The organism is Actinoplanes sp. NPDC049118 (assembly GCF_040648555.1).
Classification (GTDB): Bacteria; Actinomycetota; Actinomycetes; order Mycobacteriales; family Micromonosporaceae; genus Actinoplanes.
Window position 1 is genome coordinate 243,168 of sequence record NZ_JBEZDY010000014.1, and the last position, 25,457, is coordinate 268,624.

Here is a 25,457-nt window from a genome sequence, read left to right on the forward strand (position 1 = left end):
CGCTGCGCCCCGTGGGCGCAGCGGCGGCACCGTTCCATGATGGCGTGGGTGCACCCGATCCCAGCCGGGGGACGACAGATTCGGCCTTCGCGTCCGGTCACACCTTAACGCTCGCCATTCATGTCGAGTTCGATATCGAAGTACTCATATGCATTCCGACATGAGGAAAACATATATTGACAGCACCGCAATCCGGTCGGAACATCGAAGCATTGACAACGATGTCAGGCAGTCCGCGTCGCGTCCTCCTCCGTGCGGCAGCGGTTTGTCCTGGCCCTCGTGATTGGACTTCGATGTCACCCCTTCCCCGACGCACCGTTCTCTCCGGCGCTGCCGCCGCCGTCGCCGCTGGAACAACATCCCCGCTGTTCAGCGGTATCACCCGACAAGCCGCGGCCGGAGTGGTCCCGACCACTCCCGAGGCCGAGGTCGATCCGCTGATCGGTGTCGACAATGGTGGTGAGATCGTTCCTGGCGCCTACGTCCCGTTCGGCTTCGCCAAGCCCAGTCCCGACTGCGTCTCGATCCCCGGCGGGGAGAGTCCGACGTCAGGCTACCGTTCGAATCGCGACATCAGAGGCTTCAGCCAGACCCATGTCTCCGGCACCGGCGGCGCGAGCAAGTACGGCAATTTCCGGATCACGCCGCGGGCCGGATCGATCAGCACCGTCAAACCGGCGACGGACATCGCTCAGGGTTCGGCGAAACGCGATGAGCGGGCGGCCCCAGGTTACTACGGGGTGACTTTGACCCGGGACGGAGGAATTCGAGCGGAGCTGACCGCTACCCGGATGTGCGCAGTGCACAAGTACACGTTCCCGGTCGACAAGTCCGGCATCCTGCTGATCGATGCCTCATCCGTCATCGAAACGCAGAACGGACAGCAGCCACTCACGTGCGAGGTGACCATCGTCGGCGACCGGCGCATCGAGATCATCGGCCGGTTCCGGGGCGGATGGAACCCCGGCGAGTACACGCTGTACGCGGTGCTCGAGTTCAACCGCCCCTTCGTCGGATACGGCACCTGGGCGCAGGACACTGTCACCGAGAGATCACGCCGCCTCGCCCGGGCCGGGTGGCACACGGGCGCATATGCCACCTTCGACACCAAGACGCAACGGGACGTCGAAGTTCGGATCGGACTGTCCTGGCGCGACCTGGCCCGGGCGGGACAGAACCTGCGCAGCCAGCTCGGCAGTGATGACTTCGCTGCGGTGGCTCGGCGCGGGCGGCAGATCTGGGCGGAGAATCTGGCCCGGATCGAGGTCGACGGAGGCAGCGCCGCTGAGCGGACGTGCTTCTACTCCGCACTGCTGCACGCACAGGCGATGCCCCATGATCTGACCGGTGAGAACATCTGGTGGGATTCGCCGCGCGCTCACTACGAGGACTTCTACACGCTCTGGGACACGTTCCGCACGGTGAACCCGTTGCTCACGCTGATCCAGCCGCGGCGCCAGGCTGATCTCGTCCAGAGCCTCGTCGAGACATTCACCCGCACCGGATGGATGCCCGATGCGCGGATCGCCGGTCACAACGGCTACACCCAGGGAGGTACCAACGGTGACGTGATCGTCGCCGATGCCTTGCTCAAACAGCTCCCCGACATCGACTACGCCACCGCATACCGGGCGCTGCGGAAGAACGCTGACGTGGAGAGTGACGACGCCCTGAAGCAGGGCCGGCAGCTGGCCGACTACAAGAAGCTGGGCTATCTTCCCGTTGACCAGTCAGGGCCGACGATGTGGTGGTCGGGGCGTTCCGCTTCGCGAACTCTGGAGTACTCGTACAACGACTTCTGTATCGCCGCCGTTGCCTGGCGGCACGGCGACAACGAGAAGGCCATGCTCGACTGGGTGAGGGCCGAGAGCTGGAAAAAGCTGTGGGACAAGGAGAACCGGGTCATCCGGCCGCGGTACGTCGACGGCACCTGGCTCGCCGACTTTGACAAGGACAGGGCATACCGCGGGTGGAGCGATCCCTTCTACGAAGGCACCGCGCGCCAATACAGCACCTATGTTCCCCACGATGTGCAAGGCGTCATCAACCGCACCGGTGGCGACTCGGGCTTCGTCGCCTGGCTGGACGAGCTCTTCGATGGCGGGCATTACAATCCGGGCAACGAGCCGGACCTGTTGGCCGGCTATCTCTACATCCACGCGGGGCGACATGACCGCACCGCCGAGCGGGTACGCAGCCTGCTGTCGACGAAGTACTCCATCGATCGCGACGGCCTGCCGGAGAACGACGACGCCGGAACGCTGTCAGCCTGGTACGTCTGGGGCGCGCTCGGGTTATTCCCCAACGCCGGACAGGATTGGTACTACATCGGAAGCCCTGTCTTCGCTCAGAGCCGGATCAAGGTTTCCGGTGGCACCTTGACCATCCAGGCGGACGGTGTCAGCGCGGCCGCGAAGTACGTCCAGAGCGCCACACTGCACGGCCGGCCCCTGCACCGCGCCTGGCTGCGGCACAGTGACATCGTCGGCGGTGGAACCCTCTGGCTGACCATGGGACAGAGTCCGAGTGGCTGGGCCCGGCAGGCCGACGCGCGGCCGCCGTCGATGTCACAACCCTATTGAGGGTCCGGTTGATGGTCACTTCGTCGACCCGGCTGGTCAGAGATGATGCCGTCCACCGGGCGTGGTGGTCGCCCTCGGTGCGCGCCGGGCCGGCACTTACCGAGGGCGCCAAGGGAGCCGGCCGGTCATCGCCGACCCCGCGCGAAGGCGCGGTTACGGACCCCGCTCTGGGTGTTCCTGGCGGCAGCTGCCGGTGGACTTCCCGCCCTGGCAGACCGTCTACGGCTGGTTCCGACGATGGCAGGCACGTGGTGTCACCGACCGCATCCTCGAGGAGTTGCGCGAGCAGATCCGTACCGCCGAGGGCCGTGACCCGCAGCCGCCGGCCGGGGTCATCGACTCGCAATCGGTCAAGGCAGCCGACACGGTCGGTGCCGACTCGCGAGGCTATTCGCCGTACCGGTCGACGCCTGGGCGGTTGGCTTCGACGGTGCGGTGTGTCGGCCCGGTGACGGCTCGTGTCCGTGAGACACCGTGGCCGAGGACGAGGGCGTAGCGCCCGGGCTGAGGCTACTGCCCATCGCACCCCTGTTCTGCGGCTCGCAGCCTGCCACACCGACGCAGATCACGGCGAGAGCCGCGATCGCGGTACGGCGGAGCCGACTGGGGCCGGCCGCGCCCGATGGACGATGCGTTGGAAGCCAGTACTCAACGCCTTCGCCATCACCTTCGGTGACCGCTGGCCGGCTGCCGAGAGCTACTGACCGAATACGCCGAAACACCGTTCACGGCACGGACCTGCTGCGATGGGGCTCGGCTTGTCGTTCTCGTGGCTGGTCGTTGGTGCTGGGCATGAAGGGACCGGACCATCCCCCGTGCGCGGGGAGCAGGCTGATTCAGGACGGGAGCACCATTCGTGATCATCGAGGCGGTTCCAGCTGGTTTCGCGCAGCTGAAGGCGCTGAGCGCCGTCCGTGAGGCGACCACCCTGCTCGCCGCTACCGCCGACGACCTGCAGGCGGCCACGCAGCGCAGGTACCAGGGTCAGCTGCGCGGGTGAAGGGCTGGTGCGGCAGCGCACCAGGGGGTGCTGGCCGTGGTGCCGGCACCCCCCGATTACGGTTTGTTCAGGATTCCCGGGCGCCCTTGTCGGCGGCCTTTCCGCTCGGTCGTGCCTTACCGGCGACATCGGTCTTGGCGATCGCCGGGCCACAGGCGGCGTCGATCGCGGGGCTGCCGGCCCGAAGCCGGAAGTCGCCGGCGTCCGGGTCGACGAACCGGGGGTCACCGCCGAACAAGTTGCACTGGTCGATGACGGTCTCGGTGCCCTTGGCGCGGCCGGGGGTCCGGGAGACGGCCATCGGCTTGTGTCCCGGCGCCGACACGGCGACGTTGTTGAAGTAGCGGACGTCGTGGGCCCGGATGGCGCTGATGTCGCGGTCTCCGATCTCCGGGCTCGTCGAGTTCCGGTACGCGGTGTTGTTGACCACGTCGACGCGGTCGCTGAGGAAGATGTGGACGCCGCCACCACCGTTGCGGTAGGCGATGTTGTTCTCGACCAGGATGCGACCCCGGTACGGCTGGATGGCGCGGTGGGCGATCTGCGTGTTCCGGTTGTCGTCGATGATGATGCCGTTGCCGTCAGTGATGTGTCGCTTCGACGGATCCCTGCTCGAGTCGATCCAGGGCACGAAGTTGCGGTTGTCGAAGACGACATTCTGCCGGACGATCATCTTGTATCCGGTGGTGTCGCCGTCCACGTCGCGGCTGTGGAAGACCGAGATGCCGCTGGTGCCGTAGACGGTCCAGTGGGAGGTGCCCGACACCGTGTTCTTCTCGATGGTCACGTGATCGGTCTCGATGGCGGCGATCCCGCCGCCGGGGGTGTTGCGCACGGTGTTGCCACGAATCGTGACGTGGTGCGGTGTGCGGTTCAGGTTGTCACGCGGCGGCTGGACGATGATGCCGTTGCCGTTGTGGAGCGGGTTGTTCCGGTTGGTCTTCTGTGCCAGCGCCTGCGCCAGCGTGATCTCGTTGCGGTTTCCCTCGATGGTCAGGTCCCGTACGATCACGTGAGAGGCATGGATCTGCACGGCGTTCCAGTTGCGGGCCCGCAGGACCGGCGTGTGCCCGGGGTAGGCGGCGATGGTGAGCGGCCTGCCCTGGGCGCCGCCGCGGCTCACGGTGAGGATGTTCGAGTTCGGATCGGAGTTGGCGTAGGTGCCGTTCATGACCAGGACGGTGTCGCCGGCCTTCGCCATGTTGGCGGCCTTCTGCAGGGTGCGTAGGGGCTTGGCTGCGGAGGTGCCGGTGCTCTTGTCGTCGCCGGAGCCCGACACGTACAGGTACCGTCCCGTGGTCGGCGGCATCGTGGGGGTCGCGACCGGCTTGCCGGCGGGCTTCGGCGTCACCGGCTCACCGGCAGGCTTCGACGGATGGGGCTTCGCTGCGGCGCCACCGGCTGTATCGGTGACGGCGAGGGCGATCCGCAGGGGCGTTCCGGCGCGACCGGTGCCGTTCCGGCCGCTGTACGGGGTGATCACGATGGTGTGCTTGCCCGGCGTCGGCTTCCACGCGTAGATGTCGCCTTTCGTCGAGTCTCCCGCCAGCACGAACGGAGAGGCACTCTCCACGCTGGTGGTCCGGCCGTCGACATTGAAACGGACGCTGCGGGTGCCCTTCGCAGGCAGGAAGGCCTGCACGCTGAGCTGACGGGTGCCGATCGCGGCCAGGTCGACGCTCTGCGTGCCGCGTAGTGGTTTGCGGCCCGGAACCGGCCGGTCCGTGGCCGCGTCGATCAGCACGGCTGAGGTGATCGTCGCATTGTCCTGCGCCGAGGCCACCGCGACGCCGCCGACCGCTGCGGCGACCGCTGTGGCGCTCGTCGCCCCCCATATCCACAGCCGCCTGCGTGACCTCGCCCGCGGGGTAGTTGGTGGCGAAGATCGGGCATTGTGCAACGGCACGGAAAACCTCCGGATAGCTTGGGAACGGTACGGCTCGTCCGACTTGCGGCGGGCCGCCCGTCTGGGGACCTTACGAAAAAATCGCGGACTGAATACGTCCGGGCAGCAAAATAAAGGAACAGCTAACCTTGCCCAACGGACCTATATTCATCTCGTGATGAGGCTCGCCCTCGAGTCGACCGGTCACCCACCGCTCGGCACCGGCCAACGTCACCAAGGGCCAGGGCTCGAAGGCTGACGGCCTCGCCATGGTTGTCGCCGCGCGCACCCTGCACGGCCGGCCCCTGCACCGCGCCTGGCTGCGGCACAGTGACATCGTCGGCGGTGAAAACCTCCGGCTGACCATGGGACAGAGCCGGAGTGGCTGGTCCCGGCAAGCCGACGCGCGGCCGCCGTCGATGTCACAACCCTATTGAGTGTCCGGTGGATGGTCACTTCGTCGATCCTGCTGGCAAGAGATGAAGCCGTCCACCGGGCGTGGCGGTCGCCCTCGGTAGGCGCCGGGCCGGCACTTGCCGAGGGCGCCAAGCGGCCGGCCGGCTGGTCATCGCCGGCCCTGTGCGAAGGTGCGCTTACCGGCCCGCGACGATTGCGGCATGGTGGAGGAAGTGTTCGTGTCCATTCACGAGTTGATGGCGTGAACGGGGTCTGGTCCGTGCGGCTGGGACCACTGCGGTGAATGACGACGCTGGAGAAGACCGCATTGGGTCCCGCCGGCAGTGTCACCGGAATTCCGGGTTCCGTACCGAAATAGCAGACCTCGTCGTTGACCCGCTCGTCCTTGATGTGCTTCACGGACGTCCGCTGTGCTGATGCCAGGCGAATGTCGTGTCCGGGTCGCCGGCCTTGATGCGTGCTGCTCCCAGAACGATGAATTCGGGGTCGACCATGCTGCTGACTGACGGGCCTGTCACCCGGCTGGGTCGGCTGGCTTTCGCCATGAGCCGTCCCGCCCGGGGCGTACCGTGGGCGCGCCCACGGCCGGTGCTGATGGCCCGTACGGCTCACCCGCCGCGGCGCACCACGCGAGGCTGGACTACCGGCGGGCCGGCCACACCGCGGCGTATCCGCTGCCGCCGGACGGCACGGCTTTCTGCACCGGAGCCTTGACGTACATGGCCGGCTTGCCGACCCGGGCGGCCAGCGCGGCGACCGGACCGTCCACGGCCAGGCCGACGACCTCGGCCTGGCCGCCATCGGTCCAGGCCGTCCACTGCAGCCGCTTCCGGAGATCCGGCGAGGTGACGAGCACCCAGGCGTCGCCTCCGGCGTACGGCTTCAGCGGGTGGCCGTTCATCCGCATCTGGGACCGGCCGGCGATCTGGTACGCCGAGGAGCCACCGACGTAGACCCGGCCACCGGCGTCCGCGGTGATGGCGCTGGGTGTGATGGTGTTGCCCTTGTCGCCTTTGACGTCGATCCGGGCCAGCAGCGTCTGTCCCGCCTTGATGCTGCCGGTGGCCGGATCCAGCCGGGCGAAGTAGGTCAGGTGGGCGTCGCTGGTGTTGCTCGCCTGGGTGAACTTGTCGTAGCCGACGTTCGGGGCCGGAGCCTTGGCGGAGCGGCCGTTGGTGGTGAAGACGCTGGCGCCGCCGGCCATCTCCCCGGCGAGGTAGAGCTTGCCATCGCGGCCCATCGCCACCCGGCCGGCGCGGCTGTCGGCACACAACCCGTTGAGCGCGCCGGGATCGAAGTCGTACAGCTTCCAGCGGGCGGCGCCGTCGCGCCCGTACGCCCGTACGAACGGCACCTGGACCTGGCCGCAGGAGCCGCCCCGCTGGGTGAAGCCGGCGACGAACACCAGACCGCGGCGGTCGTCGACGGCGACGTCGCTGACCGTGCGGCCTGCCAGGCGCACGGATCCCGTCCGTTTGCCGCCGCTGCTGTAGATGCCCACCGTGGTGCCGTCGAGGGCGGCCACCGTGCCGGCATCGCCGATGGCCACCCGGCTGACCGCGGCCCGCGTCTGCCAGCGGACCTTCGCCGCAGCCGCATCGAGCACCCGGACGCCGCGGTCGGTCGCCACGGCGATGTCGCCGGTGGTGCGGCGGACCTCGAGATCGTCCACGGTGCCGGCCACCCGTACCGCCGACAGCACCCGGCGGCCGTCAGCACTCAGGCGCAGCACCGCACCTCCGCCGCCGCCCGGCAGCCTGGTCGCCCCGGCGAGCACGGCAGTGCCGGTGAAGCGGCCGCCGACGACGACGGTGCAGCCGGCACCGATGTCGACGCCGCCGGTGGTGTCGTCCGGCCCCGTACCCAGGTAGCCGGCCGTCCGGGGACTGGTCACGGTGGCGGCGGCTGATTCCGTCCGGCCCAAACAGCCCGCCTCGGCTCCGGTGCCGTCCGTCCGGGCGGCTGTTCTGCTGGGCGACGGCGCTGCGGCAGGCCCGGACCGCGCAGCCGCGGACGGCCCCGGCGGTCCCGTCGGTGCTCCAGCCGCCGCGGTTTCGGGGCCGGCGGAATCGCGTGCTGCCTGGGTGGAGCAGCCGGAGGTCACCAGCAGTCCGGCCACCACTGTTCCCACTCCGCGCAGAAGTCCTTCACGCACGCAACCCACCCACATCCGTATGCACGGACCCACCCTAGTGATCCGACTGGATCCCGGCCGAACCGTCGCGGGCATATATGTTCGACGCTTTATCAATGGAACGCCGGGACGGGTGGGACCGGACGGGTTCTCCGACGGCGTCAGCCTCCGGCCACCGACCTGAACGGCGCTGCCGTGCTGTCCATGATCAGTAGCTCGGTCGGCAGATCCACCCGCTGGTCCGCGTACTCACCGTTGGCCAGGCGCACGGCCGTCTGTGCGGCTAGAGCCCCCATGTCGGCCAGCGGCCGTCGGATCCTGGTGAGCGTAGGCGACAACCACCACGCCTGAGCGAGATCGTCATAGCCGACAACGCTCAAGTCGGCCGGAACACTGAGGCCTCGTCTGGCCGCCGCCTGGAACACGCCGATCGCGGTACGCAGGCCGGCGGCGAAGATGGCGGTCGGAGGATCTGGCCGGTCCAGCAGCGCGATGCCACCGCTCAGGCCCGCGTCGCTGCCGTGATGACTGAGCTGCACCAGCTCTTCGTCCGCCGGAACGCCGGCGGCCCGGAGCGCTTCCCTGTACCCGACAAGGCGGGCGCTGCCGGCGCTCAGGTCTTCGGCTGCGGCCACGAATCCGACCCGCCGGTGTCCCAAGGACAGGAGGTGGTGCACGGCCAGCGTGCCGGTGGCCGAGTTCGAGGCGCCGACCGCAGGAGTGTGCGCCGAGCCGCCCTCCGAGAGATCCGCTACCACTACCGGCACGCCCAGCCCTCGTACCATGGAGTAGCTGGGCACAGCGAACCGGGACGTTATCAGGACCATGGAGCTCGGCTGCCGGGCGGTCATGTTCGTGAGCCATCGGGGGTTCACGGCCCGTCCCTGCAGTGCGGCGACAAACATGCCGGCGCCGCTCGCTTGCGCCACGCTCTCGACGCCCTTGAGAACATCGAGCACAGCAGGGTCTCCGAAGTCGTCGACGATCGCCTGCAAGGGCCCGAGGTGCGGCTCCGTACTGTTCCCCCCGTGGCTGTACTGCAGCTGGCGCATGACTTGCTCGACCCTGCTGCGCGTGAAGAAGGACACGCCCTTGCTGCCGTTCACCACCCGCGAAACCGTGGTCACGGACACCTCGGCCGCTTGTGCGACGGTTCGCAATGTTGCCCGTGCTCTTGTCATGGGTGACTCCACCAGTGATTTGTACCGTTTCAGTGGCTGCCGTTGCGGCGGTTCACTGCGGGTGCAAGGGGCGGGGTGGACCTCAGCTCTTCACCGCTCCCTCCATGATCCCGGCGACGATCTGCTTGCCGGCGACGACGAAGACGATCAGGAGCGGCAGCGTGGCCAGCAGGGCACCGGCCAGCAGGCGCGAGAACACGACATACTGACCGGATGCGAGGTTGGAGAGCGCTACCTGCACGGTGGGGTACTCGGATCCGCTCAGGGTGATCAGCGGCCACTGGAAGTCGTTCCAGCTTGCCGTGAAGGTGAACAGACCGAGGACGCCCAGCGCCGGGCGCAGCGTCGGGGCCACGACGCTGCGGAAGATCCGCAGGGTGGATGCGCCGTCGACCCGGGCCGCCTCAATCAGCTCGTCCGGTACGGCTTCGACGATGAACTGGCGCATGTAGAAGACGCCGAACGCGGTGACCAGCCCCGGCAGAATGACGGCAGCCGGGGTGCCGTTGAGGTCGAACTTTCCCATGACGATGTACAGCGCGACGACGCCGAGCTGGTTCGGCACGGTCATCGTCAGGATCAGGAAGAACATGAGCGGGTTGCGCCCCCGGAAGCGCAGCTTGGCGAACGCGAATCCGGCCAGCGAGCAGAACACCAGCACCGACGCGGTGACGACGACTGCGACGAGCAGGCTGTTGACCAGCGAGGCGAGGAAGAAGACGTTGTCGGCGGCGAAGACGGCCCGGACGTTGTCGCTCAGGGCATCGCCCGGAGCGGTCGGCGGCGGCACCCGGAAAACGTCGTCCTCGCCGCTCGATCCCACGACGAACATCCAGTACAGGGGGAGTGCGGACAGCACGATGGTCAGCACGAGCAGCACATACGTCAGCGTCCCGGCCGGGCTCTCGGACGGCGGGCGCCCTCGCTGGGCGCCCGCCCCGGCTCGCGGCGTCCGCACGCCGGTCGATCCGGTCATCGTCTTCCCCCACTGAGGCGGTTGGTCAGGAAACCGTTGGCGGCGGCCAGCAGGATGATCACGAGGAACAGCACCCAGGACATCGCCGCGGCCCGGCCGAGGTCCAGTTCCTTCCATCCGGTCCGGTAGATCAGCATGGCGATCGTCTGGAACTGGCCGTCGGAACCACCGGCGGCTTCGCTCACCTCGGGGTCGAACAGCAGGGGCTCGGTGAAGAGCTGCATGCCGCCGATGGTGGACAGGATCACCGTGAAGACGACAGCCGGCCTGATCGACGGCACGGTGACGCTCCACAGCTGACGCCAGGCCCCCGCGCCGTCGAGCGCGGCCGCCTCGTACAGCACCTTGGGCACCGCCTGCATGGCGGCCAGGTAGATCAGTGCGTTGTAGCCGATGTACCGCCAGTTCACCATGGTGGCGATGGCGAGCCAGGACGACCACTTCTCGGCGCGGAAGTCGATCTGGCCGAGCCCGGCGCTGGAGAGCACATGGTTCACGAGGCCGAACTGGTTGGCGAAGAGGGCGCTGAAGACGATGGTCGACGCGGCGATGGGGGTGATGTAAGGCAGCAGGACACCCATCCGCAGGCCGGTCCGCACCCGCAGCCGGCGGTTGAGCAGAGCGGCGAGCAGCAGGGCCAGAATGAGCTGCGGCACGGTGGACAGCAGGAAGATGCCGAACGTGTTCAGCATCGCGTTCCAGAACCGGTCGTCGCCCAGCACCCGGGCGTAGTTGCCGAGACCCGCCCAGCCGTCCTGGGCGGGATCGTCCAGCCGCCAGGTCCGCACCGAGACGACCCCGTTGTAGAGCAGCGGGAACAGCCCGAAGGCGCCGAAGATCAGAAAGAACGGGGCGATCAGCAGGTACGGCATGTGCGTGGTGTCCCAGCGGCTCAGCCGGGTGCGCCAGGAGATGCGAGCCGGCGCCGCCGGGGGAGAGGGCGGCATTGAGCTCGTGGACCGCGGGGGCACGGCGACGCCGGTGCTCATCAGCTCACTGCCTTGGCGGCTACCGACTTCGCCTTGTCCCAGGCCGCCGAGCCGCTGATCTTTCCTTCCTGGACCTGGTCCAGGACGTTCATGACCTCCTGGCGAACCCTGGCGGTCTGCCTGCCCTGGTACTGCGGCGTGACATTCTTCGCGGACTCGGTGAAGATCTTCCCGGACGGTGCGTTGTTGAAGAACGGATTGCGCGCGTCACGGATCGCCGGGTCCTGCCACAGCGCCGGCTGCGACGGCAGGTTCCCCACCGCCTCGAAGATGGCGATCTGTTGAGCCGGCTGGATGAGCCATTCCACGAACTTGTACGCCTCTTCGACGTTCTTGCCCTGGGCCGGAACAGTCCAGAACGACCCGCCGAAGTTACCTGCTCCACCGGGCGGCCGCGCGATGTCCCACTTGCCTTTGGTGTCGGGCGCCTGATCCTGGATGTAGGCCTGCATCCAGGCTGGGCACGGAATGGTCGCGAAGGCGCCGCTCTTCATCCCGGCGTTCCATTCGGGGGTGAAGGGTTTGAGGTTCGCCGACAGCTTCGACTCGATCACCCTGTTGGCGGTGTCCCAGGCGGTCTTGACCCCTCCGTCCATGGTGAGCGTCTCGTCCTGGGCGAGGTATCCAGTCGGCTGCTGCTGCATGACGGCCTCCATGAGCAGGCCCGCGCCGTCGACGAACTTGTTGGGCCCTTCGGCCTTAGTAAATATTCGGCCGGTTTCGATGTACTTGTCCCACGTAGACATGAGCGTGGACACCTGGTCACGGTCGGTGGGCAGGCCGGCGACCTTGAACAGGTCGCTGCGGTAACAGATCGCCAGTCCGCCGACATCGGTGCCGAGGCCGATCTGACGGCCGTCCGGCGACAGCGTCTCCTGCCATTTCCACTTGAGGTACCTGTCCTCGTACTTGCCGGCTCCGAGGGCCTTCAGATCGGCGAACTTGGTCGCCTGGTTGCGGAATGAGACGGAGTAGGTAGTGTCCATCGCGGCGATGTCCGGTGCGCCCGACCCGGCCACGAGGTACTTCTGCAGGTCCTCGTGCTGCCGGGCGTTGTCACCGGGATTCAGCTGGATCCTGACAGTGGGGTGGTCCCGCTCGTACTGGGGAACGAGTTCCTTGAGGCCGAAGTCGCCCCAGTAGTTGACCTTCAACGTGACGGTGCCAGGGGTCGAGTCGGCGCTGACGCTGCTGCCTGAACACGCACCGGCAGAGGTCACCGTGATCAGTGCCAGAGCGAAGGACAGTCCGGCTCGCATTCGTTTCATCGCTGCTCTCCAGGGAGTTCGGTAACGGGATTGATTCCGGTGTCCCGGGCCGGCGGATCCGGCACAGGATCGAAGATGAGGACGTCGGCGTCCGGGGCGTGTCGCCAGGGGATCTCCACGCCCTGGGTGGACAGGACGGCTCCGGCCGCCACTACACCGGTGTCGCGGACCGCATAGGTCAGCTCCGGTCGGAGCCGCTGGGGGAAGACTCGCCACCGCCGGCTGATGTGATTGACGGCCGAGTCGGAACGGGTGCTGGGACGCTGACCCGCCGTGTCCCACACCAGGACACAGACCCGCCCCCCGGCCGCCGATCCCCCCGAGTACTCCCGGGCGTACGGCTGCTGCGCCGGCGTGCCGTGCGCCGTGACGTCGCCGAACTGCAGCAGCGGCCGCAGCTCCCGGTAGAGCGCGATCAGGCGGCGGGCCTCGGCGCGCTCCTGCGGGTTCCACGTCAGCACGTCCGCGCCGATGCCCAGGACGCCGGACATGGCCACCACGAAGCCGTAGCCCAGGGATGCCGGGCCACGCCGGCGCATACCCGGTTGGCCGGAGACGAGCGAGTTCATGATGTACGCCGGGAATGCCTGCAGGAAGCCGTGTTGAATCTCGAGCAGGTCGCGCGCACCCACCTCGTCGGTGGGCCAGACCACGTCCGACAGGGCGAGCACCGCCGCGTCCACCCGGCCACCACCGCCGGCGCACACCTCGACAGTGACGTGCGGGAACTCGGCACGCAGCAGTCGCAGCATCTCGTAGAAGCCGTTGGTGTGCTGCAGGGCCCATTCTCCGCCCCGGGGGTCGCCGGGCCGGCCGCCGTCGGTGATCGGCCGGTTCATGTCCCATTTGACGTAGGTGATGGGGTAGCGGCCGAGCAGGCTCCGGAGGGTGTCGGCCACCCAGGCGAGGACCTCCGGCCGGCCCAGGTCCAGCACGAGCTGGTTACGGGACAGGACCGGTGTCCTGTCCGAGGCCCGGTAGACCCAGTCGGGATGCTCGCGGAAGAGGTCGCTGTCCGGGTTGACCATCTCCGGCTCGATCCAGATGCCGAAGCGCAGGCCCCGGCTCACCAGCGCGTCGGCGAACGCCTCCAGGCCGCCCGGGAATTTCTGCTCGTCGACGCGCCAGTCGCCCAGCCCCGCGGTGTCGTCCTTGCGGCCGGTGAACCAGCCGTCGTCGAGGACGAAGACCTCGGCGCCCAGGTCGGCGGCGACTTCGGCCAGCTCGAGCTGGTGGCCCGCCTCGACGTCGAACCCGGTAGCGAACCAGGAGTTGTAGACCACCGGGTGGTGGTAGGCGTCCGTGGACCGGTTGAGTGCTTCGCGCTGATAGCGGTGCCACGCCCGGGCGACGCCGGCGAAACCTTCGGGGCTGTGGACGCCCAAGGTCGCCGGGGTTGTCAAGGTCCGCCCTGGATGGAGCGTCACCCGGACCGACTCGTCGTCGACGCCCATCGATACCCGGGCGTGATCCCCGTACGGCCCGGTCTCGACGACGGCTCGCCAGGAGCCGCTCCAGGCGAGTTGCACCCCCCAGGCGCCGGGCGCTCCCGGCAGGATCGGCGCGACGGCCACTGCGGGGGCGAACAAGTGGCCGGTCACGCCCTGCTTGCTGCCCATGGTGAAGCTGCCTGAGCGCAGCTCGAGGTTCTGCTCGCGGAACTCCTGGCCCCACCCGCCGGCCAGGTACCGTACGTGGACCCCGTCTTGGGACGGAACTGTCCATCCGCCGCTGAAGACCCGGTCCAGCCGTACGGTGCTGGGCCCGAGGTTGGTGATCTCGATCCAGCGTTCGATGACGTCGTGGTCGGCCCGGACCCGGACATGCTGGACCAGCCGCAGGGTGCCGCTCTCGTCGGTGAAGGTGACGACCAGCTCGGTCGTGTTCCCGTCGGTGCGCACCGCATCGGACAACGCGGACCAGCGGGCGCCGGACGATCCGTTCCCCCGGTCGATCCGCATCTCGGTGTGGTGGATGTGCCGGCTGCCGTCGCTCGCGTACTCCAGCGGCGCGATGTCCGGCTCCGTCTCGAAGGGCGGCAGGACGTCGGGCGTCCAGTGGATCACCGGGCCGTCGGCGGCCGGTCCCCAGTAGTCGAGAACCAGGCCGCCGCGGTCGGGTGCGAGGCTCACCGCGTAGATGGTCTGCGCGGTGGGCATAATCCAGTGTTCGTTCACGTGTCTTCCTTGTGGTGGCGTAGCGGAGAAGGGCGGGTGCCCGGCCGCCGCGCTGAGCCCTGACTCAGCGCGTTCGCTCGATCCCGCCTCGATCGGGTGCAGCGCCTTGCGGGCGCCGGGTGCCGAAATAGTCGGTGCTGACGGGAATGGAGTTCGTGCCACTGTCGACGGCCGGGGACTGTGGCTGGAGCCAGAAGTCCGCGGTGGCCGGATCTGTGCTCGCGTTGGCGAAGCGGGGGTCGGCGATGATGTCGTTCGGCCCGCGGGCCTGGGGCGGCAGGCCGCCGAAGTAGATGTTGAAGTCGTATCGGACGTTGGTGTCCCCGGCGGGGAAGGTCGTCGCCTTGCCGGCCCGGGCGTACGAGATGTTGTTCAGGATATTGACGTTGGTGCTGGACCAGGCGCCGATGTTGGGATTATTCAGGGCCGGGCTGCGCGAATTGAGGTAGGCGGTGTTGTGCACGATGTCGACATCGCGGCCCAGGTAAGCGTGGATACCGGTACCGCCGTTGTTGAAAACGATGTTGTTGGCTACCAGGATCCGGCCGGTGTACGCCTTCTTGCCGCTCTGTCGCTGCAGGGTGTCGTCGACGATGATTCCGTTGCCGTCGGAGATACAGTCGCAACCGATCCACTTGACCTTGTTCTCGTTGTCGTACGAGATGTTGTTGCGAATCACCACCTTGTAAGACTCACCGTTGGCCGGGGGAGCGACGTCGATCGGCTCGTAGACCGAGATTCCGCTGGTGCCGTAGACGGCGTACCAGGAGGTCGTGTGCACCCGGTTCCGCTCGATCAGGACATGGTCGCCGTACATGACGCCGATGCCGGCTCCGGGGCAATGATGCACGTAGTTGCCGCGGATGGTCAGGTGGTGCGACAGGGCTCCGGTGTCGCGGTCCTCTCGGGTGTTGATGCAGTTGGTGTTGAACCGGGGACGCGAGTCGCTGGCGCCGGCCGTGGCCTGTTCGAGGGTGATGGCTGCGCTGTCGCCCTTGATCTCGAGGCCTTCGATGGTGATGTAGGACGCTCCGATCAGGACAATGCCGTTCCAGCCGGTCACCGGCTTGAGGACCGGGTGGTGGCCGGGCAGGGCGCGGTAGGTGATGACCTTCCCGGGCGCGCCAGAACGCTTGATCTGCACGACTCCCTCGGTCGAGGTGTCGCCGTACGTGCCGTTCATGATGTTCACGGTGTCGCCGGGCCGGGTGAGGTCGGCCGCCCGCTGGATACTGCGGAAAGGCGCGATGGTCGAGCGTCCGCTGTTGATGTCGGAGCCGGACCCGCTGACGTAGTAGTTCTGGGCCGCGGCCTGGCTCGGCGACGTCGCGCCGGCGGCCGCGGAACCCGTGAGCGGGGACATCATCGCCAATACGGCGGCCGAGCTCCAGAGCAGCATTCTTCGCATGACTCCTCCTTGCGGATTTCGGCGCCGGTAGGGCGATGACGGCGTCGGGAACGCGGAATAATGCCGTCGCCTGTCGTCGGGCTACCTGATGCGCCGTAACTTTTCCTGCACGTTACAAGCCTCCTGTTCATTTGTCTGTAACTAGTCGGCAATAAATCTGCCACGCCTTTTCATATCGTTTTCAATATGAATGGAGACCGGTGTCGTTCCTCGGTTCGGTGGGCGTGGCGACATAGCACACGATGAATGGCGTGCGCTGTCCGGTGGGCGCTGGTCCCGCTTGTTGCCGAACTGTTTCCCGGGCAGTTCGCAAGGGCTACTTCCGGTGGCATCGTCAGCGTAAGTTGGGTGCATGTCCGAGTCTTCGTCGCCGGTCAGCACTGTTTCCCGGATCGTCAGATGACCTTATTACCGTGGGATCACGACATCGGGCTCGAGTGCCGAGCGGGTGTTCCCGAGGTGATGGCACGGGCCCACCGGCACCAGGACATCGAGATCAACATCGCCGTCCGTGGGAGCATGGCGTACTTGTTCGGCGGCAGGTACGTGGAGATCGAGGCGCCCGGCACCGCCCTGTTCTGGGCCTCTGTCCCGCATCAGCTGGTGCGGGTGTCCCCCGGCGCCCAGTTCCGCTGGCTCAACCTCCCGCTGGCCACGGTCCTGCCCTGGGGCCTGGGCCGGACGGTGCTCGACAACCTGCTCCGCCCCTGGCCGATCGTCCTGCCCGAAGCGGTGACGAACCCCGACTTCGCACGGTGGTCACAGGATCTGGCGGCGCCCGACGAGGAACTGCTGTCCGTCGCCCTGCTCGAGATCCAGGCCTACACCCGCAGGCTCATCCATGCGGCCGGGTCCGATACGACGACGGATGACCGCACGTACCGAGATCACGCTGTCGTTCGGGCCACGGCGATGGCCCGGTTCATCGCGCTGCACTTCGCCGAGCGCATCTCCGCCGCGGACGTGGCCGAGGTGGTGCATCTGCACCCGCGCTACGCGATGACGGTCTTCCGGCGGGTTGTCGGCCTGACGATCGGTCAATACCTCGAGCAGTGCCGGGTGGCCGAGGCGCAGCGACTCCTGATCACCACCGATGCCACGACGGCGGAGATCGCCCATGCCGCCGGCTTCGGCTCCATCAGCCGCCTCTATGCAGCGTTCACCACGGCGTGCGGGCAGTCTCCCGCTGCCTATCGGCGGTCGCACTGGCGCCTGACCCAGTGAAGGGAAGGCGGCCCCTCATCAAGGGGAAAGATCGATGGCGTAGTTGCGGGGTGCCGCGGTCCAGCCTTGTCTTCCGCTACTCCGGATCACCCGCACCGTCGAGGTGTTGACGGTGAAGGCGAGAAAGCCGCTACACCGACCCAGGGCAGGTCGAACTGCAGAACACTGAGGGCAGCGGCGACGACAGCTCTGCGGGCCAGCACCGTCAGCGTGACTGTGGCGACCCGTCCTACCGACGGCCCGGAGCCGGCGAAGGTGAGTGCGGCTGCCGCTGGGCACCAGGGGGCCGCGCCCACCGCGAACAGGAATGCGGTCTTCTTCGTCGCGCTGCTGATGGTGGCGCTGGCCTGGTTCGTGCTCTCCCGGACGGTGTTCGGGCGCAGGGTCTACGCCACCGGCAACAACGAGGAGGCGGTGCGCCTGTCCGGGCACCGGACCGGCACCATCAAGGTGGCCTGCTTCATGATCGGTGGAGCGACGGTCGGCATCGCGGCGATCGTCTACATGGCCTGGCTCGGGGTGGCAAGTCCCATCCTGGGCCAGGGATACGAGCTGAACGCGATCAGCGCTGTCGTCATCGGCGGGGCGAGCCTGACCGGCGGCCGCGGTTCGGTCATCGGCACCTTGCTCGGTGCCTGCCTGCTCGGCGTGCTGAGCAACGGACTGCTGCTGATGGGAGTGTCGGACTTCAGCGCACGATGATCACCGGCGGCGTGATCATCGTCGCGGTCATCCTCGACGCGTACCGCCTGCGCCTGTCGGTGCGGTTGTCGGCCGGCTGAAGGGGTGAGCGCGGTGAATCCACCGCCCTGCCGGTCGCGATGGTGCCGCATGGGGTGACCCATGGCTGGAGGTCACGTCATGGCGACAGCGGGACGACGGTCTCGATGCCGCGGCCCAGCAGGTGATTCCGGTCCCCGGCCCGGGACGCGAGGACGATGGCCGGATCCACCCCGCGGGCCTTGAGCTGAAGGAAACCGTCCATGGCATCCAGACCGCCCGCCCGGTCCGGCAGCACCATCGCGATGCGCCGGGCCGGGGGTGCGGCCTCAGCGATCTCTCTGATCACCTCGGCCACTTGCTCACCCATGGGTTTGACGGTGTTGCGGGTCGTCAGCAGACCCAGGTCGTATTCCAGCGGGGCGAAACCGGTGAACATCGGGTCGATGTCGTGGCTGCACCACCACGTGACCCCCCAGAGACGGCCGGCCGAGGCCGTGGCCCGCAGGAACTGTGCGGCGGCGCCGGCGATGTCCGGTTCCGGGATCCACTGCGTGGACAAACCGATCTCCTGAGCCCAGACCTCGCGGCCGGGGGCATCGGCATACGCGCCGGCGAGCTCGACCAGATACTCACCGATGTGCAGTGCCCGCCCGTCGGCGTGGCCGTAGCGGTCGAAGGCTCCGGTGAAAAACGGCCAGGCGTGCACGACGGTCACCGAGCCGTCGCTCGCCAGCGCGTCGCGGGTGAACGGCGCTGCACCGGTCAGCCAGGGCTGATGGTCGACGCCGTTGCAGTGCAGGCCGTCGGGCATGTCGTCGGCACAGGCCCGCAACAAGGTCCGAGCCCAGCCGTCTGCGGAACCCGGCACCGGGCGGACCGCCTCGTGGTCGGCGAGGACACTGAGTTCGTTGCCGATGTCGATGCCGAGTGCCGCCGGGTGCCCGGCCAGTTCCTGGGCCACTGCCCGTAGGTACTGCAGTTCCGCGGCCGTCACCTCCGGGTCGTTGAAGAAGCTGCGCTGGGTGGACATCCACGCCGGACGGAACAGGAAGCCACTCATCCATCCGTTGAGCACCGTCACCTGGGCCTGCATGCCGTGGGTGGCGCAGGTGTCGAGAACTGCTCGGAGACGGCTCAGCATAGTCGCACTCACGTAGCCGGGGTCGGGCTGGAACAGGGGCCACAAGAGGTGTAAGCGGACGTGGTCGAAGCCCAGCGCTGCGATGGCCGCCAGATCCTCGTCGATGGCCGCCGGTTCCCACTCCGTCCACGAGTGGAGCCAGTGACGGGCCGGGATGTAGTTGACACCGAAGCGCGTGCGGCGGCCCGGGGGGCCGGCGGCGGACCTCAAGTCTTCACCGCTCCTTTCCCTGCTGCGGTAACGAGCCCGAAATACTCGGGTGCGCCACTCCCCATAGCCGCAGGAATGGTAAGAATCCGGTTCGCGACGCCGTCCCGGAATGACATGATCGCCGAATTAATTCCGGTGATACGCCAGCGTAGGCAGGCTGCACGTCCGGGTCTTCGCCGTATGTCAGCATTATTTCCCGGATAGTCAGACGACCTGGTTGGCGGAGGACCGCATGTCGGGCGGACCGGCCGCGCCGGGCAGGCTCCGGCGTGATCCCACCGAGCCGCCGGCACCAGCGGACCTGACAGCGAACGGGTGGCGGCCGCCGCCGGCGGCGACGTGATTCGCCGTGCGGACGGGATGGCGTAGCTCATCGCTCCGGCGTTCGATTCGTTGACGGCATGCGCCCGGCGTATTCATATGGTCAACGATATGAATGGCGCGCGGGGCGTGGGTTCGTATGCAATCGGTCAGGGAGTGGTAACCGATCCGGCATCGCCTCGGGCCCGTATCTTGAAATCACCATGAAATCTGCCGCGCATCTGGTCGCAGAGGTCGCGGTATACCAGTATCTTGGCATGGCAACTTCGTCCCCCGGCGTCCCCCGGCACCTTCCCCGCACGGAGGGCCGGGGACGCTCCCCAGCGAGTTTCTGTGTTCGTGTTACGCCTCGCCCGCCGAGGAGGTCTCCACCGCGAATGCCCGGTGCACCCCCGTACCGGCTGCAGGAGGGAGAGCAGTGAAGCACGACGACCGTAACGTCGGGCCGCCGACCGGCCGGCACACCGGCGGCGCCGCGAACGACTTCGCCCGGATGAACTGGGGCGACCTGAGCGCGTTCCGGGCCGTCGCCGAAGAACTCAACTTCACCCGGGCCGCGGCCACGCTGCACATCACCCAGCCCGCCCTGTCCGTACGGATCCGCCGGTTGGAGAAGACCCTCGGGGTCCGCCTGCTGGAACGCAGCACCCGGGTGACCACCCTGACGGCTGCCGGCCGTGTCCTCAAGGAATGGGTGGAGCAAACCGCCGAGGGCTGGGAACAGATCCAGCGGGAGATCGAGGAGGCCGCGGCCGAGCCGCCGGAACCCGATCCGTCACCGCAGCGGCCGGCGGCCCGGCTCGACGTCTGCGGGCCGGAGCCGCGCCGGGTTATCGCACCGCTGGTGCAGAGGTTCACCCGCGTGCTTTGGACCTGGGGTGCGGCCCCAGCGCCGAAGGTGCTGGCCGACCGGCTGCGGACCGGAGATGTGCAGCTCGGGCTCTGGTACAGGATGCCGTTCACCGAGCCGGTCGACCTGCGGGGTCTGGAGACCGCACTGATCCGGCAGGCCCCGCTGGCGGTCGAGTTGCCGGTGGGGCACCGGCTGGCCGCCGTGGAGTCTGTCGACCTGGTCGAGCTGGCCAGCGAGGCGTGGGCGGCCGGCGCCACGACGCAGGACCTCGTCCTGGTGAAGCGGGCCTGCGCGCGCCTTGGCGGGTTCCGGCCGCGCATCGTGGACACCGGGGCCGACCCGGACGAGGCCCGGCGGGCGGTGGCGGCCGGGCGGGCGGTCATGTTCGCCGGTCCGCTGACCCCCTCCGGTCCGGCCACGGTCCGCCGGCCGGTGCGTGGCGCCCCGCAGTGCGCGGCCTACCTGTCGTGGTCGTCGGCCGCTCCGGACGGGCTGGCGCACCGGGTGCTGACCACGCTGCGGGCTGAGGCCGAGCGGCCGGCCACCGCACCACAGGTTCGCCGTGCGGATGTCGTTCAACGACTGCCGTACCGCGGCCGTACTAGTTCGCAGATCCCCGCGACGACGTCATGAGGGGCAGCGCACCGACGGGCACGGGGGAGGACTGAGGGTGAGATCGGCCAGGCACAGGCGGGGGGCGTGCCGATGACCGCCACGGTGGTGATGGCTGACCTGATCGTCGCCGCGCAGCGTGGCGACCGCGCGGCGCTGGACCGGCTGCTCGGCGACCACCTGCCACTGGTCTACAACATCGCTGCCCGGACACTGCCGCCGGCCGACGCCGACGACGTGACGCAGGAGACGTTGATCCGAGCGATGGCCGGACTGGCCCGGCTGCGCGAACCGTCGAGCTTCCGCTCCTGGCTGGTGGCCATCGCGGTCCGGGAGACCCGGCGGCGCGGCAAGCGGCTCGGCGCCGACCGGCAACACTTCGCCATCGCCGACACCGGCGACCTCCTGGCCCAGGACCCCGGTCCGGGTGAGGAGGCGGTCCACCGCCTGGAGGTCGGCCGGCAGCGCCGTACGCTGGCCGCGGCGACCGGCTGGCTCGAGGCCCACGACCGGGAGCTGCTCGGCCTGTGGTGGCTGGTGCAGGTCGGTGCGATGAGCGGCGAGGAGCTCGCCCCCGCGCTCGGCATCTCCGCGTCCCACGCGCGGGTCCGGCTGCAACGCCTGCGGGCTCGGGTGGAGACGGCACGCCACCTCATCGAAGCCCTCGAGGCCCGGCCGGGTTGCGCTGACCTGCGCGAGCTGATCAGAACCTGGGACGGCCGCCCGGCTCCGGTCTGGCGCAAGCGGCTCGCCCGTCACGTGCAGGACTGCCACCGGTGCACGGCCGCACGGGTCGAGTTGCTGCCGCCGGAGCGACTGCTGGTCGCACTGCCGCTGCTGGTGCCGCCCCCGCACCTGCGGGATTTGGCCGATGTGGTCGAGCGGTCCTCTGCCGCGGCGTCCGCCGCCCTGCGCACCAAACTCATGAAGGGCGCCGCGGTCGTCGCGGCAGTGCTCGTGACGGTGCTGGGCGTCGGCGCCGTCATCATCGACCGGTCACCCGAGCCCGAGGTCGTCGTCACGGCGCCGCGGATCACCGCATCCGGCCCGAGCGACGCGGCGTCCCCGGCACCCCCGCCCGCGCCACCCCCCGCGCCGGCGAAGGCGGTTCCGATCGGCGCCGGCGCCGGTTTTGGTGGTCCGGCCTGGTCGGCCCGGCAGCGGCCACCCACCCAGGGCGGTCGTTACCTGTACGTGTCCGGCAAGGGCAACGACAGCAACAACGGGTTGTCGCGAGCCGAGGCACTGCGCTCCCTGCGTCGCGCGGCGGAGCTGACTCGCCCGGGGGACACGGTGCTGGTCGACAACGGTGAGTACAGCGAACCGCGCCGTTCGGCCGTGGTGACGATCGAACGGTCCGGCACCCCACGGAAGTGGATCACGTGGGCCGCCTATCCCGGTGCCCGCCCGGTCGTCCGCGCCTCGCAGTGGCAGGGCATCTGGGTGCACGCCTCCTACATCACGGTTTCCGGCTTCACGGTCACCGGCGGGCGCACCTCGCTGACCCGGGCGCAGATTGCGGCTGCCCAGCGCGGCGACGTCTCGGACCCGGCCGTGTCCACCAGCTGCATCGCGGTCACGGAGCTGCGCGGGGCCGACCCGCCGCGTCGCCCGCACCACGTCGTGCTCTGGGGCAACTCCCTGACCGACTGCACCCTGGCCGGCATCTCGGTACAGTACGCCGACTACGTGACGGCCGCGTACAACGTCACCGAGCGCAACGGCTGGTACTCGCCGTACGGGGGGAGCGGCATCTCGTTTTCCAGTCTCTGGAATTCCGACTCCCGGACCGACACCAAGATGGTGATCAGGGGCAACGTCACGGCCGAGAACCAGAACCGGGTGCCGTGCCTGTGCAGCGGCGCGGCCCGCAAGGTCACCGACGGCAACGGCATCATCGTCGAATCGCTGGACAACGACGACAGTCGAGGCGCCCCCCTGTTCCAGCAGCCGTACGCCGGGCGGACGCTGGTCGAGAACAACGTCGCGTACCGCAACGGCGGGCGGGGCATCAACGTCTTCCGCGGCGCGCACGTCGACGTCGTCAACAACACGCTGTACCGCAACGCCGCCCACCCGGCCATCGACATCGACCTCGCGGTCACCCGCGCCCAGGACGTACGGGTCGTCAACAACATCGTGGTGCCGGGGACCGGCAGCCCGGCAGCCGTGGTCTCCGAATCGAGCGAGGTCCGCTTCGACCACAACCTGCTGGCCGGCCGATCCGACATCCCCCGTGACAGGGCCGTCCTGCGTGCCGCACCGCGGTTCGCCGATGCCGCGGCAGGCGACTTCCGGCTCGCGGCGGGCAGTTCGGCGATCGACAGCGGCGCGGCCGGCCTCGCGCCGAAGGCGGACGCGGACCGGCTGCGCCGGCAGTCCCCGGTGGACCGGGGGGCCTTCGAGCGGCGCTGAGCCGCTTCCTGAGGATTGCTCGCAGGACCGGGCGGAGATTGAATGTCGTCCTGTGGCGGTCGGATCTAGATACCCGAGGCGCCGTTGCATTGTCCGTGGCGCTGGTCGCCTTCGTGGCGGTGTTGGTGCGCGGCGTCCTGGCCGCGGCCGGCCTCACGCGGGGTCTGCTGCTGTTCACCGGCATTCTCGGCGGCGCCACCGGGGCGAGCACCTGGCTGCCGACGGGGCTGCTGGGCGCCCTCGCCGACCTCACCGCAGGCGCCGCCTCGGCGGCCGACTATCTGCCCGGGCTGGTGGTGACGTCGGTCCTCGCCGCGGTGGCCCTGACCGGTGCGGTCGTGCTCGGCGATCGCCGCGAGATCTGATTCGCGGTCGCTGGCGCAATCGGCAGCGGGAGCGGTAGCGGCTTGAAGACCTGGGTCGCGACGCAGGTCCGGACGGGTGGTCTCCACATCGACGACGTGTCACCCACACCGAGCGGGTGGCGACCTGCCCGCGATCCAGGACCTCGAGGGCGCCGACCCCGCCCCGCTACCTCGTCGTGTGCCGCGCGAAGCGCTCGAGTCGGTGAAGCGTCGCTACGGCCGTACGCCTCTTGCCGTCGGCTTCCCGAGCGATCTGTTCGATCAAACCCCTGCGGCGCGGGTGCACGACGCCGGCCTTGATCAGGGCACGGATTACGAGCAGCCCGGTGACCGCGACGATCTGGCCGCCGAGCACGATCCGATTGACGTCGATCGCGGGCCGCCAGGCCACCTTGCCGTTCTTCAGCACGAAGACCCCCAGCGGCTTGGCCGACATGCCGAACCCGCCGCCCGTGCCGCCGTTCTCCTGCCCGTCCGGTGCTGGTCCGCTGCCGCTGCCGCTGCCGCTGCCGCTGCCGCCGCCACCGCCACCGCCGACCTTGGCGACGGGCAGCACGACCATGTCGTCGTGGTGGATCGGCGAGCCGAAGGCCCGGCCGACCGTGGCGTTGTCCACCACATCCCGCAGCGTGTCCAGGATGGGTGCGTCCTTCGTGGTCGTCGTCATGGCGATCCTCTCCTTCATCGGGGTAGTGCCTGTCTGATGCCCGGGGGTGGGGGTGCGCTCCCGGCGGGCTTTTCGCGGAGGGCGCGCGCCAGCGCCATTGTCTGCGCGGCGAAGCCGGTGAGGCTGCCGATCAATCCCGCAGCGAGAAGGACGCGCGCAAGTAGCGGCCAGTCGAATGACCCGTCGCCGAAGTCAAGCGGGAACACCTGCCACATCCGGACGAGGACGGCGATCCCGATCGCGGTGGTCGTCATGGCGCCGAGCGCCACCAACGGCGGTGGGTCGCGGACGATCTGCACGAGGTCCACGGCCAGTCCGACGATCAAGGACGCGTTGACCAGTGTCAGTACGTGGGCGGTGTCGGCGGTGAGGAACGGCACCGAGTCCCATCCCGGACGGTTGTTGATCAGGTAGAGCAGGACGATGTTGATCGCGGCGGCGACGCTGTAGCCGGCTCGGCGAGCGGCTGTCGACGGACGCCGCCGCGCGGTCACGGCAGGCATCACGATCTCCTTGGTTGTCTCTTCACGCTATGCCGGACGGTACCCGGGCCGGCAGCGGCGAAGGCCCCGAGCCGGTGGGCCGAACGGGACTGTCTTTGTGGCCGTGACACGGATGACGACCCGGTCACCGAGCCGTTTGGGCGTTCCCGTCCATCGACGCGAGGCCGGTCGGCGGCGGACGTGCCCAGGCCCGGTCCGTTGTCGGACCGGGTCTGCGTGCGATGAGCGGTCAGATGAGCCAGCGGTTCTTCTGGACGATGGGGAGCTTGGCCCACTGGCGGCCGAGGCCCCAGGTGTGTCCGGCGTAGGTCAGGGCGAGGACGATGCCGACGACGGCGTAGATGAAGTGGTAGTCGGTGATGGGGTTGGTGGAGCCGGAGGTGAGGGGCCATTCGGCGGCCCACAT

Annotated in this window: 19 protein-coding genes and 1 pseudogene; 9 read left to right on the forward strand and 11 right to left on the reverse strand. The window is 68.6% G+C overall.

The window, feature by feature from the left end; all coding sequences use genetic code 11:
• Positions 1 to 293: 293 nt before the first annotated feature.
• The 3 genes and pseudogenes from AB0B58_RS23620 to AB0B58_RS23630 all read left to right on the forward strand — a co-directional run bounded on the left by AB0B58_RS23620 (position 294) and on the right by AB0B58_RS23630 (position 3,582).
• Entirely contained in the window at positions 294 to 2,582 is a 2,289-nt protein-coding gene (locus tag AB0B58_RS23620) for a GH92 family glycosyl hydrolase (protein WP_360227263.1), read from the forward strand.
• Positions 2,583 to 2,748: 166 nt separating this feature from the next.
• Positions 2,749 to 2,973: pseudogene (locus AB0B58_RS23625) on the forward strand (transposase); the annotation flags it as partial.
• Between the two features lie 465 nt (positions 2,974 to 3,438).
• Positions 3,439 to 3,582 carry a hypothetical protein gene (locus AB0B58_RS23630; protein WP_360227266.1) on the forward strand — a complete coding sequence of 48 codons (144 nt, stop codon included), beginning with the start codon at positions 3,439 to 3,441 and terminating at the stop codon, positions 3,580 to 3,582.
• A 67-nt stretch (positions 3,583 to 3,649) separates the two neighbouring features.
• Here the strand turns inward: AB0B58_RS23630 and AB0B58_RS23635 are convergent, their stop codons facing one another.
• Positions 3,650 to 5,326: a right-handed parallel beta-helix repeat-containing protein gene (locus AB0B58_RS23635; RefSeq protein WP_360227269.1), complete on the reverse strand. Its 1,677-nt coding sequence runs from the start codon at positions 5,324 to 5,326 to the stop codon at positions 3,650 to 3,652.
• On the opposite strand from AB0B58_RS23635, the gene AB0B58_RS23640 reads away from it, so the two are divergent.
• Positions 5,307 to 5,726: a hypothetical protein gene (locus AB0B58_RS23640; protein ID WP_360227272.1), complete on the forward strand. Its 420-nt coding sequence runs from the start codon at positions 5,307 to 5,309 to the stop codon at positions 5,724 to 5,726. The genes AB0B58_RS23635 and AB0B58_RS23640 overlap by 20 nt on opposite strands.
• Before the next feature lie 798 nt (positions 5,727 to 6,524).
• On the opposite strand, the gene AB0B58_RS23645 is transcribed toward AB0B58_RS23640, so the two are convergent.
• The 7 genes from AB0B58_RS23645 to AB0B58_RS23675 all read right to left on the reverse strand — a co-directional run bounded on the left by AB0B58_RS23645 (position 6,525) and on the right by AB0B58_RS23675 (position 16,017).
• Positions 6,525 to 7,778 (reverse strand): hypothetical protein, encoded by a 1,254-nt coding sequence (locus AB0B58_RS23645; protein ID WP_360227275.1) that lies wholly within the window; start codon positions 7,776 to 7,778, stop codon positions 6,525 to 6,527.
• Positions 7,779 to 8,179: 401 nt separating this feature from the next.
• Positions 8,180 to 9,199 (reverse strand): substrate-binding domain-containing protein, encoded by a 1,020-nt coding sequence (locus tag AB0B58_RS23650; RefSeq protein ID WP_360227278.1) that lies wholly within the window; start codon positions 9,197 to 9,199, stop codon positions 8,180 to 8,182.
• An 82-nt stretch (positions 9,200 to 9,281) separates the two neighbouring features.
• Complete coding sequence (locus AB0B58_RS23655; RefSeq protein WP_360227281.1) at positions 9,282 to 10,175, reverse strand: carbohydrate ABC transporter permease; 894 nt, start codon at positions 10,173 to 10,175, stop codon at positions 9,282 to 9,284.
• Positions 10,172 to 11,164: a sugar ABC transporter permease gene (locus AB0B58_RS23660; protein WP_360227284.1), complete on the reverse strand. Its 993-nt coding sequence runs from the start codon at positions 11,162 to 11,164 to the stop codon at positions 10,172 to 10,174. The genes AB0B58_RS23655 and AB0B58_RS23660 overlap by 4 nt, the downstream gene beginning before the upstream one ends.
• Positions 11,164 to 12,432 carry an ABC transporter substrate-binding protein gene (locus AB0B58_RS23665; protein ID WP_360227287.1) on the reverse strand — a complete coding sequence of 423 codons (1,269 nt, stop codon included), beginning with the start codon at positions 12,430 to 12,432 and terminating at the stop codon, positions 11,164 to 11,166. The genes AB0B58_RS23660 and AB0B58_RS23665 overlap by 1 nt, the downstream gene beginning before the upstream one ends.
• A complete protein-coding gene (locus AB0B58_RS23670) occupies positions 12,429 to 14,609 on the reverse strand; it encodes an alpha-galactosidase (protein WP_360227290.1) in 2,181 nt (726 codons plus the stop codon). The genes AB0B58_RS23665 and AB0B58_RS23670 overlap by 4 nt, the downstream gene beginning before the upstream one ends.
• A gap of 64 nt (positions 14,610 to 14,673) precedes the next feature.
• The gene (locus AB0B58_RS23675; protein WP_360227293.1) at positions 14,674 to 16,017 is read right to left on the reverse strand and encodes a right-handed parallel beta-helix repeat-containing protein; all 1,344 of its coding nucleotides are present in this window, start codon (positions 16,015 to 16,017) and stop codon (positions 14,674 to 14,676) included.
• 348 nt (positions 16,018 to 16,365) lie between these two features.
• On the opposite strand from AB0B58_RS23675, the gene AB0B58_RS23680 reads away from it, so the two are divergent.
• Both AB0B58_RS23680 and AB0B58_RS23685 read left to right on the forward strand, forming a co-directional pair.
• Entirely contained in the window at positions 16,366 to 17,241 is an 876-nt protein-coding gene (locus tag AB0B58_RS23680) for a helix-turn-helix domain-containing protein (protein ID WP_360227296.1), read from the forward strand.
• Between the two features lie 216 nt (positions 17,242 to 17,457).
• Positions 17,458 to 17,943: an ABC transporter permease gene (locus AB0B58_RS23685; RefSeq protein ID WP_360227299.1), complete on the forward strand. Its 486-nt coding sequence runs from the start codon at positions 17,458 to 17,460 to the stop codon at positions 17,941 to 17,943.
• Positions 17,944 to 18,100: 157 nt separating this feature from the next.
• Here AB0B58_RS23685 and AB0B58_RS23690 read toward each other — a convergent pair whose 3' ends face one another.
• Entirely contained in the window at positions 18,101 to 19,315 is a 1,215-nt protein-coding gene (locus AB0B58_RS23690) for a cellulase family glycosylhydrolase (protein WP_360227302.1), read from the reverse strand.
• 739 nt (positions 19,316 to 20,054) lie between these two features.
• On the opposite strand from AB0B58_RS23690, the gene AB0B58_RS23695 reads away from it, so the two are divergent.
• The 3 genes from AB0B58_RS23695 to AB0B58_RS23705 all read left to right on the forward strand — a co-directional run bounded on the left by AB0B58_RS23695 (position 20,055) and on the right by AB0B58_RS23705 (position 23,881).
• Positions 20,055 to 21,122 (forward strand): LysR family transcriptional regulator, encoded by a 1,068-nt coding sequence (locus AB0B58_RS23695; RefSeq protein WP_360227305.1) that lies wholly within the window; start codon positions 20,055 to 20,057, stop codon positions 21,120 to 21,122.
• Between the two features lie 72 nt (positions 21,123 to 21,194).
• Positions 21,195 to 23,516, forward strand: a complete 2,322-nt coding sequence (locus AB0B58_RS23700; protein ID WP_360227309.1) for a sigma-70 family RNA polymerase sigma factor — start codon at positions 21,195 to 21,197, stop codon at positions 23,514 to 23,516.
• An 89-nt stretch (positions 23,517 to 23,605) separates the two neighbouring features.
• Complete coding sequence (locus AB0B58_RS23705) at positions 23,606 to 23,881, forward strand: hypothetical protein (RefSeq protein WP_360227312.1); 276 nt, start codon at positions 23,606 to 23,608, stop codon at positions 23,879 to 23,881.
• A 166-nt stretch (positions 23,882 to 24,047) separates the two neighbouring features.
• Here the strand turns inward: AB0B58_RS23705 and AB0B58_RS23710 are convergent, their stop codons facing one another.
• Together AB0B58_RS23710 and AB0B58_RS23715 are read right to left on the reverse strand one after the other, a co-directional pair.
• Complete coding sequence (locus AB0B58_RS23710; protein WP_360227315.1) at positions 24,048 to 24,548, reverse strand: spore germination protein GerW family protein; 501 nt, start codon at positions 24,546 to 24,548, stop codon at positions 24,048 to 24,050.
• A 14-nt stretch (positions 24,549 to 24,562) separates the two neighbouring features.
• Positions 24,563 to 25,051 (reverse strand): hypothetical protein, encoded by a 489-nt coding sequence (locus AB0B58_RS23715; protein ID WP_360227318.1) that lies wholly within the window; start codon positions 25,049 to 25,051, stop codon positions 24,563 to 24,565.
• Between the last annotated feature and the right edge of the window lie 406 nt (positions 25,052 to 25,457).

Bases quoted from the DNA above. Each gene is read 5' to 3' on its own strand.
- AB0B58_RS23650 (WP_360227278.1), bottom strand. From the start codon at position 9,199: ATGACAAGAGCACGGGCAACATTGCGAACCGTCGCACAAGCGGCCGAG.
- AB0B58_RS23710 (WP_360227315.1), bottom strand. From the start codon at position 24,548: ATGACGACGACCACGAAGGACGCACCCATCCTGGACACGCTGCGGGAT.
- AB0B58_RS23665 (WP_360227287.1), bottom strand. From the start codon at position 12,432: ATGAAACGAATGCGAGCCGGACTGTCCTTCGCTCTGGCACTGATCACG.
- AB0B58_RS23660 (WP_360227284.1), bottom strand. From the start codon at position 11,164: ATGAGCACCGGCGTCGCCGTGCCCCCGCGGTCCACGAGCTCAATGCCG.
- AB0B58_RS23715 (WP_360227318.1), bottom strand. From the start codon at position 25,051: ATGCCTGCCGTGACCGCGCGGCGGCGTCCGTCGACAGCCGCTCGCCGA.
- AB0B58_RS23620 (WP_360227263.1), top strand. From the start codon at position 294: ATGTCACCCCTTCCCCGACGCACCGTTCTCTCCGGCGCTGCCGCCGCC.
- AB0B58_RS23655 (WP_360227281.1), bottom strand. From the start codon at position 10,175: ATGACCGGATCGACCGGCGTGCGGACGCCGCGAGCCGGGGCGGGCGCC.
- AB0B58_RS23675 (WP_360227293.1), bottom strand. From the start codon at position 16,017: ATGCGAAGAATGCTGCTCTGGAGCTCGGCCGCCGTATTGGCGATGATG.
- AB0B58_RS23700 (WP_360227309.1), top strand. From the start codon at position 21,195: ATGACCGCCACGGTGGTGATGGCTGACCTGATCGTCGCCGCGCAGCGT.